Genomic DNA, 15,871 nt, shown 5'->3' with positions numbered 1-15,871 from the left:
GGGCTTTTCCTCTTACCCGCGGGTATTCCCGTCCGCCCGGTGGGCAGCCGTCTCATGTCATCGCATCGACCATGCGGTCGAGGGCTATGCGCATCTGTTCGGTTTCGCGGAAGGTGCACATGCGCAGGAAGGCGCGGGACGATTCGCCGAAGTGATATCCGGGCGCCAGGCCGACGCGGGCCGTCTCCAGAATGCGTTCGCACAGCGCGGTCGCGTCGGCTTCTCCCTGCAGCGCGAAGAAGGCATACATGCCGCCGCGAGGCTTTTCGGGCAGGATGATGCCCGGTATCTGCGGCAGCTTTTCATAGGCGAGGTCGAGGCCGGCCTTGATCCGGCCGCGGATCTCGGCGACCAGCGGTTCGCCCTCGCGCAATGCCGCAGCGGCGCCCGCCTGGACCATGGCCGATGTGCCGCTGTTGACATATTGCGTCATCGCGCCGAGCTGATCGGCAATCGCCGATGGGTGCGTGAGCCAGCCAACGCGCCAGCCGGTCATCGCCCATGCCTTGGAGAAGCTGTTGATCGCGATCACGCGATCGCCGTCTTCCGCCACTTGCAGGATGGAGGGTGCGATCTCGCCGTCGAAATAGAGGCGGGCATAGACTTCGTCGGAGATGATCCAGATGCCGGTGCGGCGGCTGAAATCGAGCAGCGCCTGCATCTCCTCGCGTGAGGCTGTCCAGCCGGTGGGATTGCACGGCGTCGACAGGAAGATAGCGCGGGTGCGGGCATCACAGCGGGCAAAGAGCTTGTCGAGATCGAGGCGCCAGTCGGTGTCGAAATCGAGCGATACGGCGCGGGGCTCGCCGCCGATCAGATGGATGGCGTTGTGGATGTTCGGCCACTGCGGCGCCACGTAGACCACATTCGTGCCGACATCGACGAGCAGCTCGAGCGCCATGTAGAGCGCCTGCATGCCGCCAGGGGCGACCGTGGTGCGCTCGATGGGGATGGGGCGACCGTGCCAGTGGGTCTGATAGTCCGACAGCGCTTCGTTCAGCGTGGCGAGGCCGCGCATGTTCGGAACATAGAAGGTCGCGCCATCGTCGAGCGCCTTCTTTGCGGCGTCGCGGATAAAGGCCGGCGTCACCACGTCGCCCTCGCCGAACCAGAGCGGGATGACGCCGCCGAGTTCGCGGGCGCGCTTGGCGAGCACGGCTATGTTGTCGGTGCGCATGTCACGAATCTGGGCGCGAATGCCTTCGAGAGCGTCGCGGCCTGATATCGCGTTCGGCAGGTTATGCTGCGGCAGAAGAGACAAGGAATTTCCCCTTGGAACCCGGTGCTGAAGAGACGAGGCGATTGCTGAAACCAGCCCTCGACTTGCCCTTAATTTTAGAATGGTTATCCAAAACCGGCTGCATTTCAAGGATAAAGTTTAAGCTTAAAAAGTCTGCCGTTTCATTTGATTCAACCGTGACGATCGCATGTCTTAAGCGGCTGGGATCATTCATTTTTTCTTCGATCTCGAAATGGCGTTTTGCGACTTTGCCTCCGTGACGCCGGCAGCCAGGCTGGCGCCGAGAAACATCGTGTCGCTGGCCACAAGAAAGAAGCTTATTCCGGCCGCCGACCATGCGCCGACGTCATCCGGCGACGGGCGGAAGATACCGACCGCGCGACCGGCCGATAGCGCCGTTTTCGCGATGGTCTGGATGGCGGCGTCGAGCTTCTCCTTGCCCGCCGGCCCCATTGCGTCGATCGAGACCGAGAGATCGCCGGGACCGATGAAGATGAGATCGATGCCTTCGACTGAGGCGATATCAGCAATATTCGCCAGCCCTTCGGCGGTCTCGACCTGGATGGCAAGCACCAGTTCGGAGTTGGCCTTGGCGAGATAATCCGGAATGCGATAGCCATAGGCCGCAGCCCGGCCGGGACCGACGCCGCGTGCGCCGAGTGGCGGATAACGGGTTGCCTTGACGGCCGCTCTTGCCTGTTCCGCTGTCGAAACCCGCGGCACCAGAACGCCGGCAGCGCCGGCATCCAGCACGGCTGCGATATCCTCGGCCGCATGGCCGGGCACGCGAACCATGGCGGGAACGCGATGGACGTCGGCGGCGCGGATCAGATCCTCGATGCGCTCGCGGCTGATCTGCGAGTGCTCCCAGTCGATGCAGAGGAAATCAACGCCGGAAGCGGCGGTCACCTCGATGACGACCGGATGCGGGATGGCGGCAAATGTGCCGATCAGCAGCCTGCGCTCGATACAGTTCCGGCGGAAATCGCTCATCGTCTTCCTCACATTTCAGTGGTCCTCTCAACGAGGGATAGACCGAAAAGACATAGCTGCGAAGCGGCAATCTGCCTTGAATTCCGGGCGGCCTCCCGTACCGATCAAGGCCCCGGTACGGTGGCATTGCGGTGGCGGAGTTGTTCGGGCGCCGCCACCGCTCGTGGCCGCTGCTTATTTGCGCCGCGCCATGATCTCGGTCAGGACCGCATCGAAGCGGGCGATTTCCTCGACCTTGTTATAATGCACCAGCGACACGCGGATGGCGCCCGTTTCCATGGAAAGACCCAGGCGCTTCATCAGGCGGGGCGCAAACATATGGCCGTCGCGCAGGCCGATGCCGGCTTTCCCCATCTCGGCGGCGAAGTCCTGCGGCGTGATGCCAGGCATGTTGAAGCAGATGGTGGGAACACGCTGTTCGAGATGAGCTTCGTCGGAAATGCCGTAGATGACGGCGCCGTGGCGCTTCAAGACCGCGATCATTTCGCGCGACAGCATCAGCTCATATTGGCGGATCGCGCCCATCGCTGAGGCCAGGGCCTGACGTCGGGTATGCTCGCCGGCAGGCAGGAAGCGCCGGCCGAGAGCTTCGAGATATTTGACCGCGGCGTTCATGCCGGCGACGTTTTCATAGGTGAAGGTGCCGACTTCGATCTTGTAGGGCGGTACATCGGGAATGAAGTCTTCCTTGAATGTGGGAAGCTTGACCAGCGCGTCGTAGCGGCCCCAGAGGAAGCCCATATGGGGCGAGAAATTCTTGTAGCCGGAGCAAACGAGATAGTCGCAGCCCCAGGCCTGAACGTCCATGAGCCCATGCGGACCAAAATGGACGCAATCGAGGAAGGCTTCGGCACCCGCTTCATGGGCCAGTTTGCAGACGGCGGCGACATCGACGATCGTGCCGATGGAATGTGCCGTGACGGTGCAGGCGACGAGGCAGGTCTTGTCGTTCAACAACGGCTTCAGATCTTCCACGTGCAGCGTGCCATCCTCGCGCATGCGCCACCATACGATCTTGGCGCCGCCGGCTTCGAGCGCGAGCCAGGTGGCGATGTTGGCATCGTGATCCATGTCGGTGACGACGATCTCGTTGCGCTCGCCGAGCAACTTGGCGATGCCAAGGCTTACGAGGCGAATGAACGAGGTGGCGTTCTGGCCGAAGGAGATTTCCTCCGGTCTGTAGGCATTGACCAGCATGGCGACGCTTTCGCGCGCCTCTTCGAGATTGCGATCGACGCCCTGGCTGTGCTGATATTTCGCCATGCGCTGGACGTTGAAATCGATGAGGTGGTTGGCAACGGCGTCCACTACCGTCTGCGGGACCTGCGAGCCGCCCGCATTGTCGAGAAAGACGAAGTCCCCCGCCTTCTGGATGGCCGGGAACATGGCGCGGACTTCATCGACCGGAAAGCTGTTATGGCCGACGAATTGGTTTGTAGAAGGGGCGGAACTCATGGGGATCTCGCTCTGAACGATGGGATTGAAATCTTTAGTTTGATCATTTGATCACAAACTAGTTTAAGGTTCAACCAAATTCCGTTTGATGATGATCGCAGGCTAGCGGCGGAACGCGGAGCCGGATCCCTTGCTGCGTGGTTCGTCCTGAGTGACCGGGCAATATTCACGCAGAATTTCGTGCGTGCGGCTGATATCGGCAACGACTCCATCACGGGCAGCGGCAAAATCGCCCGCCTTCAAGGCCTCGACAATCGGGACATGCTGCCCGGCGGGATCGAGTTCGCCGCTACGCATCAGCGGTTCGACTGAGGCGGACAGCATGCGCATGTAGGGGCCGAAGCGCAGCCATAATGTTTCGATGAGCTGCAGCAGCACTTCCGAGCCGGAGGCGCTGTAGATGGTGAAATGGAACTGCTGGTTCTTCGCCATCAGGTCGTAGACATTGCTGCCGAGGCCGATTGCGTGCTGATCGACGGCAATACGCTCGAGCGTGGCGATGTCGGTCGGGGTGAGGTTGGGTATGCCAAGCTCGGCGGCCAGGCCCTCCACGGCGATGCGGGCGCGACAGAGATCGTCAAGCCGGGCCAGCGTCACCATCGGAATCCGTGCCGAGCCGTTGGCGGCCACTTCGAGCGCATTTTCGGCGGCCAACCGGCGCAGGGCTTCGCGGACCGGCATGTTGCTCGTGCCGAAGGTCTCGGCGAGTGAGGCGATGGTCAGCGTCTGGCCGGGATCGAAATTTCCGGCCATCAACGCATTTCTGAGCTGCTGGTAGACGCCCTCCTGGATCGTCGTTCTGGAGGACACCGGTTCCAGGGCTATGCGCACACTTGCTTCCTTTTCGCTTGGGGACTCGTTCATGGTAGAACGAAGACCAGGCGAATGGAAAGAGTTTCGCTCGGAAGCCTCAGGCTTCCTCCGCCTCCCAGCCTGTTTCGTCGGCTTCAAAAGAGGCTTCCTCTGCCGCCGTCGGCGCCTTTCGCAGGCCAATGCCGACGCCGAGGAGGGCGAGCGCGCCACCGATGGCGTGATAGGCGTGCAACTGTTCTCCGATAAGCACCCATGCGAGCGCCGCGACGACGATCGGCAGGAGGTTGATCAGCAAGGAGGTCCGGCTGGCGCCGAGTTGCTGGATGCCGATCATCCAGCAGAGCGGGGCGACGAGCGATGTCGGGATCGCGGCGTAAAGGATCAGCGGCAGATTGGACGTCGTCACCGGCGAGATCTCGCCCATCAGGAAGACCGGCAACAGCAACAATGTCGAAAAGCCTATCTGCCAGAAGAGCTGCTGCCACATCGGCATCGGCATGGCCCAACGTCTCAGCATCACGCCATAGAGCGCGTTCGACAGGACGGCGATGATCATCAGGCCGTCGCCGATATGCAGGCCGCCGTTCACCAGCCGCATCAGGTCACCCTGAGACGTCAGATAGACGAGCCCAATCAGCGAGATAGCGCCGCCCGCGATGCTGGAAACACTCAGTCTTTCTCCGGCGAGCAGGCTGGCGAAAAACGTCGACAGCAATGGCATCAAGGCGAGCATGACGCCCATGTTGACGGCCGAGGTGGTCTTGGCGGCCTCATAGGCAAGGCTCTGGTAGATCACCATGCCGAGGGCTCCGAGGATTGCAAGCTTCAGCCAGTGCTCGCGCAACAATGCCCGGTTGCGCCATGCCGCGCGACCGACGAAGGGCAGCAGCACGACGAAAGCAAGCAGCCAGCGATAGAAGGAGATGGAGCCAGGTGAAATCAGACCGGCGGATGCCTTGGTGACGACGACGTTGCCCGACCAAATCAGCACGGTGAGCAGCGGTGCAAGGCCTGCTGTGCTGATGATGGATGCGGATGCGTTAGGCTGGGTGTTCATATGGTCGTCTCCCGACGTCATTCTGGCTTATGCAGAGCAATCAATGGCGGACATCCGTTCGCCTATTATGAGTTTTTTATCGCCTGTCCGAATTTTGGTATATAACGAGATTAGGACAATCGATAATGAAATGATGACATGACAGAGAGGCTTCCGCGCATTGAGGGCGATCCGCCGCGCCCCGTTTCCTTTCGGACTGAAAATTTCAAGGCAGGCACGGTTTTTCCGAAGAAGAGCCAGCCATGGGGTGAGCTCAACTATGCGCTGATCGGTGTTTGTGAGTTCGATATTCAGGGGGTGCCCTATCTGTCGCCGCCGCATTACGCCATCTGGCTGCCGCCGGATACGATGCATGGGGCTCATAACCAGCACGATCTGCGCTATGTCACCGTCTATGTCGAGCGCGCCCTTTGCGCCGATCTGCCGGCCGAACCTTCGACGCTGAGTATCAGCCCATTGCTGAAGGCGATCCTGGCGGATTTCGCGGCGCGGGACATCACCATGCCGGAAACGACCGAGGATTTACGGCTTGCCCAAGTGCTGGTCGATCAGATTCGCCTGGCGCCACGCTGCGAAAGCTATCTGCCGTTCTCAGACGATCCGTTGCTTGGTCCGGTGTTGACTGCCTTGCAGGCCGATCCCGGCGATCGGCATTCCCAAGCGGAATGGGCACGCCGGATGGGTACCACCGAGCGGACCTTGTCGCGCCGATGCCAGGACGATCTCGGCCTTTCCTTCAACGAATGGCGGCAGCGGCTGAAGCTGGTTGCCGCATTGTCGCTGATCGAAGCGGGGGAGCCGGTGCATCGGATTGCATCGCAGCTGGGTTACAGCAACGCCTCCGCCTTCATCGCCATGTTCCGCCGGCTGACGGGCACGAGCCCGACACAGATGCGGTAGAGATCATGGCTCGATCATCATGACGTCGAGCCTACGCAATTCCTCAGGATCGGCCAGGGCGTCGACGGCGGTGATCATGCCGTCCGCGGCGATGGTGAAGCGAAGTGCGATGCGCAACTGTCCGCCGAGAACCACAACGGCGCCGATCGAGCCATCGATAACGGCCGGCCGGGCGGCTTGCGCACGACCACGGAAAGCCTCGGCGACTGCGGCCTGCCCGTGGATATCGCTCACGGAGCCCATAAGCGCGGCGACGGCGTCGGGCCGGAAGACGATTTTGGGATCGAGGACAGCCAGCAGCGCCTGCATGTCGCCACCGCGCGAAGCCGTCAGGAAGGCATCGACAACATGCCACTGGCGGGTGAGGTCGGCCTCTGTTGCGACCGGTGTCTCCTGAACGCGGCGGCGCGCGCGGCTGGCAAGCTGGCGCGTAGCAACGACGCTGCGTTCAACGATCGGGGCGATGTCGTCAAAGGGCATGTCGAACATGTCGTGCAATACGAAGGCGAGCCGTTCGGCCGGGTTGAGCCTCTGCAGCACCACCAGCAGGGCAAGACCGACGGAATCGGCCAATAGCGCATCCTGTTCCGGATCGGTGCCGTTGCCGGCATCATGCGTCACGGCCGGTTCTGGGATATGGGCCGTCAACGGTTCTTCGCGACGCGATTTTCGGGCGCGCAGCCAATCGAGGCAGATGCGCGCCGTCACCGTCGTCAGCCAGCCGCCGAGATTTTCGATCTCGGACATGTCGGTTTTAAGAAGACGGAGCCACGCTTCCTGCACGGCATCTTCCGCCTCGGTTCGCGAGCCGAGCATGCGGTAGCCGACGGCACGCAAATGCGGCCGGTTCGCCTCGAATTTCTCAGCCTGCCAGTTTCTTTCGTCCATTGGTCACATTCCCTCACGCTGTTCCGTCAAACCCATGACGAATGCAGCACGGCCGGTGTGACACAGGACCGGCGGGAAAATGAATCGTCAAGCGGGGAGCCATCGTGGCGCCCGAACAATCAAAGGATAGAAACATGCAAGCTCGTATGAAGCACCCCGCCCTTGTCCTGCCGGAAACGCTGCAGGCGCTTCTCGCCGTCAGCAACTCCATCAGGGATCGTGGCCTTTCGGAAAATACCATGGACCTTGTGCATCTGCGCATCAGCCAGATCAACGGCTGCAGTGTCTGCACAGACATGGGCTTTCGCAAATTGCAGAAGGCGGGCGAGCGCATCGAGCGCATCGTCGGCGTCTCCGCATGGCGGGAAATGCCTTATTTCTCGGATGCCGAGCGTGCGGCGCTGGCTCTCGGCGAGGCCGTCACCCGGCTTGCCGACCGCCCGGATGCCGTCAGCGACGAGATCTGGAACGAGGCTGCCCGACACTATGATGAACAGGCACTGTCCGCCCTTATCATAGCGATCTCGGTCGACAATGTCTGGAATCGGTTGAACGCTACAATCCGTCAGCAGGCAGGTGTCTCCTGGAGCTAGGCGGCCAGCGAACGGTCATCCTTCTCCCCGCTGATCGGGGAGAAGGCCAGCTGCAATCTCAGGCTTCTCCCACCCGCGACGTCACGAGCAATTTCGCCAGCCAATCGACGAAGACGCGGACCTTGTTGCTCAGGTGCCGGTTCGGCGGGTAGACGATGTGCATCGGGAGTGCCGGCCGGGTCCAGCCGGAGAGGACTGGTACGAGATCGCCCTTGGCAATCGCATCCCGCGCCATGAAGCTGGGGACCTGTGCAATGCCGAGACCGGTCATGGCCGCCTGGAGATAGCTGCGGCTGTCATTCACCGAAAGGATGTAGCGCGGAGTGATTTCCAGCGACTCGTTGCCGCGGTCAAACAGGAAAGGGACCGTGCGGCCGGTTTGAGCGCGGAAATAGCTCACCGCATAGTGGTTGGTTTCCAGATCTTCCGGACGCTCGGGGATGCCGTGCTTTTCGATGTAGATGGGAGCGGCGCAGGTGATGAGATGGATCTCGCCGACGCGGCGGGCGATCAGCGACTGGTCGCTCGGCATGCCGGCGCGCAAGGCGCAATCGACATTCTCGGCCAGATAGTCCACCAGCCGGTCGCCGACGCCGAGGTCGATGTGAATGTCGGGATAGCGCTGATGGAAATCGCACAGCGCCGGCATGACGATCTTCTCGGCGAAGGCGCCCGCCATCTCGACGCGCAGGCGACCGCTGGGCAGGCTCTGAGAATTGCTGATGCTGCCGTCCAGTTCCTCTATTTCGGAAAGGAGCTGGATGGCACGCTCATAGTAGAGCGCGCCGTCGGTCGTCACCATGACGCGGCGGGTCGTCCGGTTCAGAAGCTTGGCATGCAGATGGGCTTCGAGCGACTGGATGAGCGTCGTCACCGTTGCCTTCGGCATGGAGAGGGCTGCTGCGGCGCGGGTGAAGTTACCCGTCTCCACCACACGCGCGAAAGCCCGCATTGCTGATAACTGGTCCATTCCATGGTGTCCCTCGACCGCCAAGAAAGGGGTCGATTGTTTGTAATGGTGAATAGTCTGATCGAATATAGGCTACTTATGCTCTGATCGGAATAACAATATGTTGTTTCCAAGATTGTTGCAATGCGGCACGGGGCGCTGAAGACCGCATTATCGAGAATATGGTTCCAAGGCGTGCTAAGCCGCTACCGGAAGAGATCATATTCGTTCGAACAGATAAGGATTTGGGTCGATGGATGCGCCGTGGAAAGATGTTGTGCTGGAAAACGTGCCTACGGGGCCGGTGAAAGCGCGGATCTATAACGGCGAAGGTTTGAAGAAGGCGGCACCCCTCGTGCTCTATCTGCATGGAGGCGCCTTTCTCGATACCTGTCACGCGACCGAAAGACCGGTGGCGGCAAGCCTCGCTGAGGCCGGCGCCATCGTGGTTGCGGCGGATTATACGAGTTGCAATCAGAATGCTTTTCCGAAGGTGCTGGAATGCGCCTACGGGCTTCTTGCCTACCTCAGCAACAAGCGAAACATGCTTGCGCTGGGTGGGGCAAAAAAATCGCTGCTGTTTGTCGCCGGAGAGGAATCGGGTGGCAATGTTGCAGCGGGTGTCGCTTTAAAGGCGCGTGATCAGATACCCGGTTCGTTGGACGGACAGGTGTTGATATCGCCTTTGCTCGATCCCTTCATGGGATCAAAATCTTTCCTCCAGGCGGAGGAAAGCGGCATGCGCGAGCGCTGGACGGAGGGTTGGAACCGCTACCTGGGTTTTCTGGGCGGTGTCTGCCATCCTTATGCAGCGCCTCGATACTGTTCGCGGCTTTCGGGCCTCGCGCCGGCATTGGTGCTCACGGCCGAGGACGACCCGCTCCGCGACGAGAGCATGGAATACGGCAGTCGGCTGAAAGCGGCTGGCGTCCGTGTTCGCCAGCAAGTCCTTCCCGCCGGGACAGGCTGGCCCACCCTCTACGGCGGGCAGTCGAAAGACAGGCCCTCATGGCAGCAGGATGTCTGTTGCTGTTTCAAGGGCTTTGTCGAAGACGTGCAAGCTTGATCAACTAGAGCATCCCGAGCGCGAGGGAAATCGCGGAATTGGACGAGGTGCTGGAGGCAAAGGCCGAAGCGATCCCCGCATCGATGCGCGGTGCTTTGGAGCCCTGCCTATATTGAGGCAATAGGAATTTTCGGTCCCCGTGTCCCAAGAGGGGGCCAAAGGAGAGACTAACATGAAATCCAACGGTAAGCGCTGGGCCCTGTGGGGCGCCGGCATGAGTGTTGCTGTGGCCGTTGTGGGTGCAGCCTTCTATCTGGAACTGCCGCGCGGTGCCCAGGCAACCGAGGCAAGCGGCCCGGCGGCGATGCCGCCAACCCCTGTCACCGTTGCCGCGGTGGAGTCGCGCGACATCACGTCCTGGCAGGAATTTTCCGGCCGGCTCGAAGCTATTGACCGGGTCGAAGTCCGGCCGCGTGTGGCTGGCGCAATCCAGTCCGTGCAATTCCGCGAAGGCGCCCTGGTCAAGCAGGGCGACCTGCTTGTCACCATCGATCCCGCACCCTACGAGGCGGCCGTTGCCCAGGCTCAGGCGCAGGTTGGAGCTGCAAAGGCGAGGCTCAATCTGACCAAGGTCGAAGTCGACCGCGGTCAGAAGCTCTTCGACAACAAGACGATCTCGCAGAGCGACATGGACACCCGCTCCAGCAACTACGCCGAAGCGGATGCCAATCTGAAGGCAGCGCAAGCTACCTTGCAGACGGCTCAGCTGAACCTCGACTATACGCAGGTTCACGCTCCGATCGCCGGCCGCGTCGGCAAGATCGCCGTGACCGTCGGCAATCTGGTCGCTGCCGGCTCATCTTCGCCGGCTCTGACCACGCTTGTTTCGGTCGATCCGATCTATGCAAGCTTCAATGCCAACGAGCAGACCGTGACCCAGGCCCTGGCAGAGTTGCCGGCGACCAATGGCGCAGTTCCGCCGGTCGAACAGATCCCGGTTCAGATCGGCACGGCCAGCGATAGCGGCACGCCGATCAAGGGCAAGTTGCAGCTGATCGACAACGAAGTCGATGCGGCAAGCGGCACCGTCAGCGTCCGCGCCGTCTTCGACAATCCCGGTGGACGTCTCATCCCCGGCCAGTTCGTGCGGGTTCGCATGGGCCAGCCGAAGGCCGAGAGCAAGCTCGTCATCAGCGACCGCGCAGTCGGCACCGACCAGGACAAGAAGTTCGTCTTCGTGGTTGATGGCGACAATAAGGTCAATTACCGGCAGGTCCAACTCGGTTCGCTGGTCGATGGCGAGCGGGTGATCGAGGACGGCCTGAAGGTCGGCGAAAAGGTCGTTGTCAACGGGCTGCAGCGCATCCGTCCCGGTGCGGTTGTCGCACCGCAGTTGGCAGAGAAGGTCGCGACCGCTCAGTAAGACTTGGCCTTCTGCCCATGCGGAGAAGGCCGACATCCGAATTCACATGATCCGCCGGCGGCTCTCAGCTCGCCGGACAGGGATTTTGCATCCGCTTTCACCCCGGAGAGGGCTTTGATATGAACATCTCCAGATTCTTTGTCGACCGCCCGGTCTTTGCCGGTGTTCTTTCGGTCCTCATCGTGGTCGCCGGCCTTATCGGCCTCAGGGCGCTGCCGATCTCCGAATATCCGGAGGTCGTGCCGCCGTCGATTGTCGTGCGCGCCACCTATCCCGGTGCCAACCCGACCGTTATTGCCGAAACGGTGGCGACACCGCTCGAAGAGCAGATCAACGGCGTCGAGGGCATGCTCTACATGTCCAGCCAGGCAACGTCCGACGGCGTTCTCAACGTGACGGTCACCTTCAAGCTCGGCACCGATCCGGACAAGGCGCAGCAGCTCGTGCAGAACCGCGTTTCGCAGGCTGAGCCGCGCCTGCCCGCGGAGGTCCGTACCCTCGGCATCACGACCGTCAAGAGCTCGCCCGACTTCATCATGGTCGTCAACCTCGTCTCGGACGGGGCCGACCACGACATCACCTATCTGCGAAACTATGCGACCTTGAACGTCAAGGATCGGCTCGCCCGCATCGAAGGCGTCGGGCAGGTGCAGGTCTTCGGCGCCGGCGACTATTCCATGCGCGTCTGGATCGATCCGCAGAAGGCGGCGGAGCATAATCTTGCCGCCAGCGACATCAGCAATGCGATCGGCTCGCAGAACGTCCAGGCTGCGGCGGGCATCATCGGTGCCTCGCCCAGCCGGCCGGGCGTGGATCTGCAGCTCAACGTCAATGCCCAGGGCCGCCTGCGCACGCCCGAGGAGTTCGGCAACATCATCGTCAAGACGGGCGCCAATAGCGAGATCACCCGCCTTCGCGACGTCGCTCGCGTCGAGTTGGGTGCGGAAGACTATACGCTGCGTTCGCTGCTCGACGGCAAGCCGGCCGTCGCCGTCGCGGTTCTCCAGGCGCCTGGTTCGAATGCGATCGAGATCGCGAACAATGTGCGCGCGACCATGAACGATCTGCAGAAGGCCATGCCGGCGGGCGTCAAGTACGAGATCGTCTACGATACGACAAAATTCGTCCGCGCCTCGATCGAGAAGGTCATCGACACGCTGCTCGAGGCCATTGCGCTGGTCGTCCTCGTCGTCATCCTGTTCCTGCAGACATGGCGCGCCTCGATCATCCCGCTGATCGCCGTTCCGGTGTCGATCATCGGCACCTTTGCGGTGATGTATGTCTTCGGCTTCTCCATCAATGCGCTCAGTCTGTTTGGCCTGGTGCTGGCGATCGGTATCGTCGTGGACGACGCGATCGTGGTGGTCGAGAACGTCGAACGCAATATCGAGAACGGGCTCAGTCCGCGAGACGCCACCTATAAGGCGATGAAGGAAGTTTCCGGTCCGATCATCGCCATCGCGCTGGTCCTCGTCGCGGTCTTCGTGCCGCTTGCCTTCATCTCCGGCCTGTCCGGCCAGTTCTACCGCCAATTCGCGCTGACGATCGCCATCTCGACCGTCATCTCGGCCTTCAACTCGCTCACCTTGTCTCCGGCACTGGCATCCCTGCTTCTGAAGGGCCATCATGCGCCGAAGGATCGGTTGACGCGGGTCATGGACGCGGTCTTCGGCTGGTTCTTCCGTGGTTTCAACCGGGCGTTCGGAAGCGGTTCGAAATACTACGGCAAGGGCGTCGGCGGCCTGCTGTCGCGCAAGAGCATCGTCATGGTGATCTATTTCGCGCTGGTGGGAGCGACCTATAGCCTGTTCACAACGGTTCCAGGTGGTTTCGTGCCATCGCAGGACAAGCAGTATCTGATCGGCTTCGCACAGTTGCCGGATGCCGCAAGCCTCGACCGCACGGAAAGCGTGATCAAGCGCATGACTGATATCGCGCTGAAGCAGCCTGGCGTCGCCAATGCGATCGCCTTCCCGGGCCTGTCGATCAACGGTTTCACCAATTCCTCGAACGCCGGTATCGTCTTCGTCACGCTGAAGGACTTCGACGAGCGCAAGACGCCCGATCTTTCGGGCGGGGCGATCGCCATGGCGCTGAACCAGAAGTTCGGCGCCATTCAGGATGCCTTCATCGCCATGTTCCCGCCGCCGCCAGTCAACGGTCTCGGCACGACAGGCGGCTTCAAGCTGCAGATCGAGGATCGCGCCGGCCTCGGCAACCAGGCGCTTGACCAGGCGGCCAAGGCAGTGATTGCCAAGGCCTACCAGACACCGGAACTCGCAGGCATCTTCTCGAGCTTCCAGATCAACGTGCCGCAGCTCTTCGCCGATCTTGACCGCGCCAAGGCCGAGCAGCTCGGGGTCTCCGTCACCGACGTCTTCCAGACGCTGCAGATCTATCTCGGTTCGTTCTATGTGAACGACTTCAACGCCTTCGGCCGCACCTACAGCGTCCGCGTACAGGCCGATGCCAAGTTCCGCGCCCAGCCGGAAGATATCGGCCAGTTGAAGGTTCGTTCGGCATCGGGCCAGATGATCCCGCTTTCAGCCTTGCTGAAGGTCGATGCCACCACCGGGCCGGAGCGTACGAACCGCTATAACGGCTTCCTTGCTGCCGACATCAATGGCGGCCCGGCGCCCGGTTTCTCGTCGGGTCAGGCACAAGCGGCGATCGAGAAGATTCTGCATGAGACGTTGCCCGCCGGCATAGACTTCGAGTGGACGGATTTGACCTACCAGCAGATTCTGGCCGGCAATTCCAGCATCGTCGTCTTCCCGCTGGCGCTGCTGCTGGTCTTCCTCGTGCTGGCCGCCCAATACGAGAGCCTGACCTTGCCGCTCGCCATCGTCATGATCGTGCCGATGGGTGTACTGGCGGCGCTGACCGGCGTCTGGCTCACAGGTGGGGACAACAACATCTTCACCCAGATTGGTCTGGTGGTGTTGGTGGGCTTGTCGGCGAAGAACGCGATCCTGATCGTGGAATTTGCCCGCGAGCTGGAATTTGAAGGCCGCACGCCGGTACAGGCCGCAATCGAGGCCAGCCGTCTGCGTCTGCGTCCGATCCTGATGACCTCCATGGCCTTCATCATGGGTGTCGTGCCGCTGGTCACATCGACCGGTGCCGGTGCCGAGATGCGAACCGCCATGGGTATCGCGGTGTTCTCGGGCATGATCGGCGTTACCTTCTTCGGTATCTTCATGACGCCGGTCTTCTACGTGCTGATCCGTACTCTGTCGGGTAACCGCCCGCTGAAGCAGCACCATCACAACGATAATGACCATTCGGCGGAGGTACTCCCGATCGCCGCCGAATAGGGGGCCGTGCCGAGCGGTACTCCAGTGCTCGACACCCCATGGGCGGGACCGCAAGGTCCCGCCTTTTTCTTTTGTACCGGCCCAATTTTCGGGCCGCTGCTTGGCCGCGTGTTCGGTTGCTGACAGAATTTGTCGCATGCGCACGGATTTCCTTTGCATGCGGTCACCATAGGTTTATCAAGCTCTTGGGTGAGTTGGTTGACGTGTACGGGGGCATGGGGAGCTGCCCATCGGCACCCAAGACTAGGGATAGTGGTGTGCATGCGGTTGTTGTCGGGTCGGCTGGGTTGAATGACCGCTGCAACGTTGCAGGTTTCACATGCTTATAATTCGGAGGACGTCGCTGTGAGCGGCAGAAAGATCGCTTTTCTCGGGACGGGATTGATGGGAGCGCCGATGGCACGGCGGCTTCTTGATGCCGGCTTTCCGCTTACCGTCTGGAATCGCGACCGCAGCAAGGCCGATCCGCTCGCTGAGCATGGCGCGACCGTCGCAGTTACTGCCTCAGAGGCGGCAAGGGGGGCATCGATCGTCTTCACCATGCTCACCAATGGCGGTGCCGTCAGCGAAGTCCTGTTCGGTAGCGGAGTGGCTGATGCGCTGGAATCTGGAGCCGTCGTCATCGACAATAGCTCGATACCGCCGGCGATTGCCCGCGAACATGCATTCAAGCTTGCGGAGCGCGGTATCAGGCATATCGATGCGCCGGTGTCCGGCGGCGTGGTCGGTGCTGCGGCCGGGACGCTGGCAATCATGGCCGGCGGCGATGCCGACGTCATAGACAGTGTTCGCGATATCATGGCGCCGCTTGGTCGTGTGACCCGCGTCGGCCCAAGCGGCACCGGTCAGCTTGCCAAGCTCGGAAATCAGCAGATCGTCGCGGTGACCATCGGCGCCGTTGCCGAGGCGATGCTGCTTGTCGAAGCGGGCGGTGGCTCTCGCGAGGCATTTCGAGCCGCCATTCGCGGTGGTTTTGCCGAAAGCAGGATCCTGGAGCTGCACGGCCAGCGCATGATCGAGCGCAATTTCGAGCCGGGCGGAACCGCCCGCAATCAGCTGAAGGATCTCGATACGGTCCTTGCCGCAGCCGAGAATCTCTCGCTCCAGCTGCCGTTGACGGAGGCCGTCCGGGCCGAGTTTGCGGAATTCGTCGAAAATGGCGGTGGCGAGCAGGATCACAGCGGGTTGCTGCAGTATCTGGAAGACAAGAATGGCCAAGGAAAGGCTTGAGGAAGAG

The 15,871-nt window shown here is 61.5% G+C and carries 14 protein-coding genes; 6 read left to right on the top strand and 8 right to left on the bottom strand.

Annotation, left to right across the window (positions count from 1 at the left end; genetic code table 11):
* Positions 1-52: 52 nt before the first annotated feature.
* The 6 genes from A6U86_RS34375 to A6U86_RS34355 all read right to left on the bottom strand — a co-directional run bounded on the left by A6U86_RS34375 (position 53) and on the right by A6U86_RS34355 (position 5,558).
* Positions 53-1,261 carry a pyridoxal phosphate-dependent aminotransferase gene (locus tag A6U86_RS34375; protein WP_068401630.1) on the bottom strand — a complete coding sequence of 403 codons (1,209 nt, stop codon included), beginning with the start codon at positions 1,259-1,261 and terminating at the stop codon, positions 53-55.
* Positions 1,239-1,454, bottom strand: a complete 216-nt coding sequence (locus A6U86_RS35380; RefSeq protein ID WP_141683873.1) for a hypothetical protein — start codon at positions 1,452-1,454, stop codon at positions 1,239-1,241. The genes A6U86_RS34375 and A6U86_RS35380 overlap by 23 nt, the downstream gene beginning before the upstream one ends.
* Complete coding sequence (locus A6U86_RS34370; protein WP_068401629.1) at positions 1,451-2,233, bottom strand: HpcH/HpaI aldolase/citrate lyase family protein; 783 nt, start codon at positions 2,231-2,233, stop codon at positions 1,451-1,453. Before A6U86_RS34370 ends, A6U86_RS35380 begins: the two co-directional genes overlap by 4 nt.
* A 174-nt stretch (positions 2,234-2,407) precedes the next feature.
* Entirely contained in the window at positions 2,408-3,688 is a 1,281-nt protein-coding gene (locus A6U86_RS34365) for a cysteine desulfurase-like protein (RefSeq protein WP_068401628.1), read from the bottom strand.
* Between the two features lie 102 nt (positions 3,689-3,790).
* Positions 3,791-4,519 (bottom strand): GntR family transcriptional regulator, encoded by a 729-nt coding sequence (locus tag A6U86_RS34360; protein ID WP_083197076.1) that lies wholly within the window; start codon positions 4,517-4,519, stop codon positions 3,791-3,793.
* A gap of 79 nt (positions 4,520-4,598) precedes the next feature.
* Positions 4,599-5,558 (bottom strand): DMT family transporter, encoded by a 960-nt coding sequence (locus A6U86_RS34355; protein WP_068401802.1) that lies wholly within the window; start codon positions 5,556-5,558, stop codon positions 4,599-4,601.
* Positions 5,559-5,696: 138 nt separating this feature from the next.
* Between A6U86_RS34355 and A6U86_RS34350 the strand changes: the two genes are divergently transcribed.
* Complete coding sequence (locus A6U86_RS34350) at positions 5,697-6,458, top strand: helix-turn-helix domain-containing protein (RefSeq protein WP_068401624.1); 762 nt, start codon at positions 5,697-5,699, stop codon at positions 6,456-6,458.
* A 3-nt stretch (positions 6,459-6,461) separates the two neighbouring features.
* On the opposite strand, the gene A6U86_RS34345 is transcribed toward A6U86_RS34350, so the two are convergent.
* Positions 6,462-7,346, bottom strand: coding sequence for a sigma-70 family RNA polymerase sigma factor (locus A6U86_RS34345; protein ID WP_068401621.1), 885 nt, complete (start codon positions 7,344-7,346; stop codon positions 6,462-6,464).
* Between the two features lie 134 nt (positions 7,347-7,480).
* Here A6U86_RS34345 and A6U86_RS34340 point away from each other — a divergent pair, with 134 nt between their 5' ends.
* Positions 7,481-7,939 (top strand): carboxymuconolactone decarboxylase family protein, encoded by a 459-nt coding sequence (locus A6U86_RS34340; RefSeq protein ID WP_068401618.1) that lies wholly within the window; start codon positions 7,481-7,483, stop codon positions 7,937-7,939.
* A gap of 58 nt (positions 7,940-7,997) precedes the next feature.
* On the opposite strand, the gene A6U86_RS34335 is transcribed toward A6U86_RS34340, so the two are convergent.
* Complete coding sequence (locus A6U86_RS34335) at positions 7,998-8,909, bottom strand: LysR family transcriptional regulator (RefSeq protein WP_068401615.1); 912 nt, start codon at positions 8,907-8,909, stop codon at positions 7,998-8,000.
* Positions 8,910-9,141: 232 nt separating this feature from the next.
* On the opposite strand from A6U86_RS34335, the gene A6U86_RS34330 reads away from it, so the two are divergent.
* The 4 genes from A6U86_RS34330 (at position 9,142) to A6U86_RS34315 (ending at position 15,864) form a co-directional block, all read left to right on the top strand.
* The gene (locus A6U86_RS34330; protein ID WP_068401612.1) at positions 9,142-9,954 is read left to right on the top strand and encodes an alpha/beta hydrolase fold domain-containing protein; all 813 of its coding nucleotides are present in this window, start codon (positions 9,142-9,144) and stop codon (positions 9,952-9,954) included.
* 172 nt (positions 9,955-10,126) lie between these two features.
* On the top strand, positions 10,127-11,317 hold the full coding sequence (locus tag A6U86_RS34325; protein WP_068401609.1) for an efflux RND transporter periplasmic adaptor subunit: 1,191 nt from the start codon (positions 10,127-10,129) through the stop codon (positions 11,315-11,317).
* A gap of 119 nt (positions 11,318-11,436) precedes the next feature.
* Positions 11,437-14,634 carry an efflux RND transporter permease subunit gene (locus A6U86_RS34320; RefSeq protein WP_068401606.1) on the top strand — a complete coding sequence of 1,066 codons (3,198 nt, stop codon included), beginning with the start codon at positions 11,437-11,439 and terminating at the stop codon, positions 14,632-14,634.
* A gap of 345 nt (positions 14,635-14,979) precedes the next feature.
* Positions 14,980-15,864: an NAD(P)-dependent oxidoreductase gene (locus tag A6U86_RS34315; protein WP_068401800.1), complete on the top strand. Its 885-nt coding sequence runs from the start codon at positions 14,980-14,982 to the stop codon at positions 15,862-15,864.
* Positions 15,865-15,871 lie beyond the last annotated feature (7 nt).

Source organism: Rhizobium sp. AC27/96 (assembly GCF_001692325.1).
In the GTDB taxonomy this organism is placed as follows: Bacteria; Pseudomonadota; Alphaproteobacteria; order Rhizobiales; family Rhizobiaceae; genus Rhizobium.
Note: the sequence above shows the minus strand (reverse complement) of the source record. Positions and strands in the feature narration are given on the sequence as shown.